The 3,763-nt window shown below is 70.0% G+C and carries 3 protein-coding genes; 1 reads left to right on the plus strand and 2 read right to left on the minus strand.

Features of this window, described 5'->3' with window-relative positions; translation table 11 throughout:
- Positions 1 to 68: 68 nt before the first annotated feature.
- Positions 69 to 512, minus strand: coding sequence for a tetratricopeptide repeat protein (locus QZY03_RS24990; RefSeq protein ID WP_295585654.1), 444 nt, complete (start codon positions 510 to 512; stop codon positions 69 to 71).
- 92 nt (positions 513 to 604) lie between these two features.
- Entirely contained in the window at positions 605 to 1,417 is an 813-nt protein-coding gene (locus QZY03_RS24995; RefSeq protein WP_295585655.1) for an inositol monophosphatase, read from the minus strand.
- 312 nt (positions 1,418 to 1,729) lie between these two features.
- Here QZY03_RS24995 and QZY03_RS25000 point away from each other — a divergent pair, with 312 nt between their 5' ends.
- Positions 1,730 to 3,646, plus strand: a complete 1,917-nt coding sequence (locus QZY03_RS25000; RefSeq protein WP_295585657.1) for a transglycosylase SLT domain-containing protein — start codon at positions 1,730 to 1,732, stop codon at positions 3,644 to 3,646.
- Positions 3,647 to 3,763 lie beyond the last annotated feature (117 nt).

Consider the following 3,763-nt stretch of genomic DNA (forward strand, 5'->3'; position numbering starts at 1 on the left):
GGCCCACGGCCGCGACGGGCTGCCGCAACGACGGGTGGCCGGAATTATGGTCAAGGCCGCGCCCGCGGTCAGCGTTCATCGAAACCGGCGAGGCGGTAGAGCCGATTGGCCTCGGCCTGGTCCTGAGGGACGCCGCGGCCTTGTTCATAGAGCATCGCGAGGGTGGTCTGAGAGCCGGCGAGGCCTTGTTCGGCGGCCTTGCGAAACCAGATGGCGGCTTGCGCCGGGTCTTGTTCCGCGCATTCGCCTTCGAGGTACATGAAGCCAAGTCCGTGTTGGGCGAAGCCCATTCCGGCCATCGCGGCGGCCTGCATGTACTGGAAGGCGAGGGTCGGGTTTTCCTGCATACCGAGTCCGTTTTGCGCCATGATGGCGACCCGGTATTGCGCCTCGGGATCACCCTCGGCGGCGAGCGGGGTGAGCAGTCCGGCGGCGCGGGAGAATTGTTTGGACTCGAACGCGGCGATGCCGCTGGCGAGTTCCATGTTCAAGCCGCGGGGGTCTTGGTTCATCGGTTGGAGTCCTCGTGGGAAGCGGTCCGGTCGGGTGCCGGTTCAGTGTGGGGGCAAACTGCGGGTCACCCGGCGCGAATCAAGTTCACGCCTTACCGCGGGGTAAGCGGCAGCGCGATGAAGTCGAGCCATTGATCCAAAAGGCCCTGGTTGGCCGCGGCGACCGCGAGCCGCTGGTCCAGGTCCAACGCTTCCGCCGGGGCGCTGCCGTAGGGCTGGTAGAGCCGCGAGGGGACCCCGGCCTCGGTGGCGATCAGGCGCCCGGCCGCATAGTCCCAGAGTTTCTGGCCGCCATGGAGGTAAAGCTGAAAGCGTCCGGCGGCGAGCCAGCACCACTCCAGTGCCACCGCCCCCAGATTGCGCTGGGAACGGAAGCCGCCGGCGCGCAACAGGGACGGGACCCGTTCGGGCGGCAGGCGCTTGAAGTCGATGGCGGCCAGGCAGTCGTCGAGCGCGGGGCCGGGGGCGAAAGGCCGGATTGGCTCGCCGTTGCACCAGGCGCCGCCGCCGCGCAGCGCACAGAAACACTCGTCGCGCACCGGGTCGAGGATGGCGCCCTGAACGGTGACGCCACCCTCGATCAGGGCGAGTGAGATGGCGAAGCCGGGGAACCCGCAGGCGTAGTTGCTGGTCCCGTCCAGGGGGTCGAGGACCCAGACGGCACGCCCGGCGGACTCCAGCAAATGCGCTTGCTCCGCCGCGGTTTGTTCCTCACCGAGCAGGGGCACGCCGGGATAGTCGCGGGCCAGTGCGGCGGTGATCCGCGCCTGGACGGCCAGATCGGTCTCGGTCACCAGACTGCCGTCGGTCTTGCGGCTGGACAGGGTATGGCGAAACCGGGGCATGATCTCGGCGGCGGCGGTCGCGCGCAGCAGGTCACTGAGGTGGCGCAGGTCTGGGTGCATGAGGTCCTCGGGGGCGGGGGGAATGCCCGCTTGTGGGATCAGTGAAACAGCTCCATCAGGATACCCCTTTGGCATCCCGGTCGTTGGCGTGGTCATTGTCGTTGTCGTAATAGTAATCGAGTTTAAGATACCCGCGGGCCTCGATCGTAATCCCGGCCAGCGGCATGCGTAGTCAGGGCTTCCAGCCCTGACGGTGTCAGGCCAGGATGGCCTGACTACGCACCCGGCGAGCCCGAGTGGCCGGAATCGTGATCAAGGCCTACCCGCGACCCGCGAGGATGCCTACATAGATTCGCTAGCAAGAAGGTTCTGATGTCTCCCAAGACCGCGATCGGCCTCGGTTTCGCCACGCTCGGTTTGCTCCTGGCCGCGGTCGGCTGGCTGCCCGCCTGGGTGCCGACGCCCGGCTCCGCGGGAGGTCTCGCCGCGGAGCGGGTGTCGGTCGCCGTGGACGGGGCGGCCGCGGCGGACCCGAGTGCCGATCCGCTCGCCCCTTACACGCGCGCGGCGGATCTGGAGCGCAACCTGGATGCGGCCTCGGATGCGCAGATCGAGGCCGTGCTCGACGCCTTTCCCGCGACGCCGCCGACCGAGCGCTTACGCGGCGCCTATGTGAAGCGGTTGGCGGCGGCGGGGCGCTGGGCGGAGCTGGCGCGGGTCTATCGCGAGGATGACTCCGTGGAGCGGCAGTGTCTGTATCTGCGCGCCTTGGTGGAGACGGGCCAGGCGGAGGTCGCGCTCACCGCGCCGCGGCTGGAGCCCTTGTGGCTGGTGGCGCAGTCCCAGCCCGCCGCCTGCGATCCGGTGTTCAGCGCCTGGCGCGCCCGCGGCGGCTTGAGCACCGAGTTGGTCTGGCGGCGTATCCGGCTGACCATGGAGGCCGGTGCGTTGGGGATCGCGCGTCATTTGGGTGCCCAGTTGCCCGCCGCGGAACGGCCCTGGCTGACTCGCTGGCTAGCGCTGCGCGAGCAGCCCACGGTGCTGCTGAAACCCGGCGAGCCCTGGGGTCCGCATCCGCTGGCCGCCGCCATGCTGGCCGACGGGATCAGCCGGCTGGCCCGTTCCGATCCGCGGGGGGCGGCGTCGGTCTTGGCGGCGAGCACGCGGGTGCTGGAGGCGGACCCGGCGGCCTGGAATCAGGCGCATGCCGCGGTGGGCCGGGGGTTGGACGGGGTCGGCGATGACCAGGGTCTGGCGGTCTGGGATCGGCTGTCGGAGCACCGGGATAATCTGGCGGAACAGGAGCAGCGGTTACGCGCCGGGATCGCGCGGCGCGACTGGCAGCGGGTTGCCGCCTGGGTGCGGCGGATGCCGGATCTGCCTGAGAAAGCTGACCGCTGGCTGTATTGGCAGGGGCGCGCCGAGGCGGCCCTGGGCGAGGATGCGGCGGCCGCGGCGACCTTCCGGCTGGCCGCGCGACAACGCAGCCTCTGGGGGATGCTCGCGGCGGATCGGCTGGGACTGCCCTATGCACTGGATCAGCACCCCGTGCCGGCGGAGCCCGCTCGGGTTGCGCGGATGGTCGCCGCGCCGGCCGTGGCACGCATCCGCGCGCTGGACCGGGTCGGACGGGACGCGGATATGCGCCGCGAGTGGCGCCTGCTGACCCGCGATCTGGAGACGCCGGATCTGCTGGCCGCGGCCGTGGTGGCGGACGGACTGCGGTGGCATGATCAGGCGATCTTCACCCTGGCCCGGACGGATTACTGGGACGATCTCGTGCTGCGCTTCCCGCTCGCGTATCGTGAACTGGTGGACGAGCTGGCTTGGCAGACCGCCCTGCCGGAGGATTGGATTTACGCGGTGATTCGCCAGGAGAGTGTGTTCAATCCGACCGTGGCTTCCCACGCCGGGGCCTTGGGGCTGATGCAGCTGATGCCCGACACCGCGCGCGAGGTCGCGGCCGGGCAGGGGCTCGCGGCGCCAAGTCGCACGCAGATTCTGGCGCCGGGGCTGAACCTGCGCCTGGGCAGTGACTACCTGGCGCGGATGCGCGATCGTTTCGGGCACGCCGCCCTGGCCACCGCGGCCTATAACGCCGGACCGCAGCGGGTGGCCCGTTGGTTTCCGTCGGAATGTACGCCGGCGGATCTGTGGATCGTCGCCATTCCCTTCGCTGAAACCCGCGCTTATGTCGAGCGGGTGCTGGCCTATCGGGTCATCTACCGGGCCCGGTTGGGATTGGAGCCGGTGCGCCTGAGCGAACTGCTGCCGCCGGTGGGGGGTTAGGCGGTGCAGTACCGACCGCCAGGCCGTCCCCGTGGGAGCGGCCTCCGGCCGCGATGGGTCTCGCGCGGTGTTCGAGTCGCGGTGTTCGAGTTCACGGTGGGCCCCATCGCGGCCGGA

It is taken from the genome of uncultured Lamprocystis sp. (genome assembly GCF_903933125.1).
In the GTDB taxonomy this organism is placed as follows: domain Bacteria; phylum Pseudomonadota; class Gammaproteobacteria; order Chromatiales; family Chromatiaceae; genus Thiodictyon.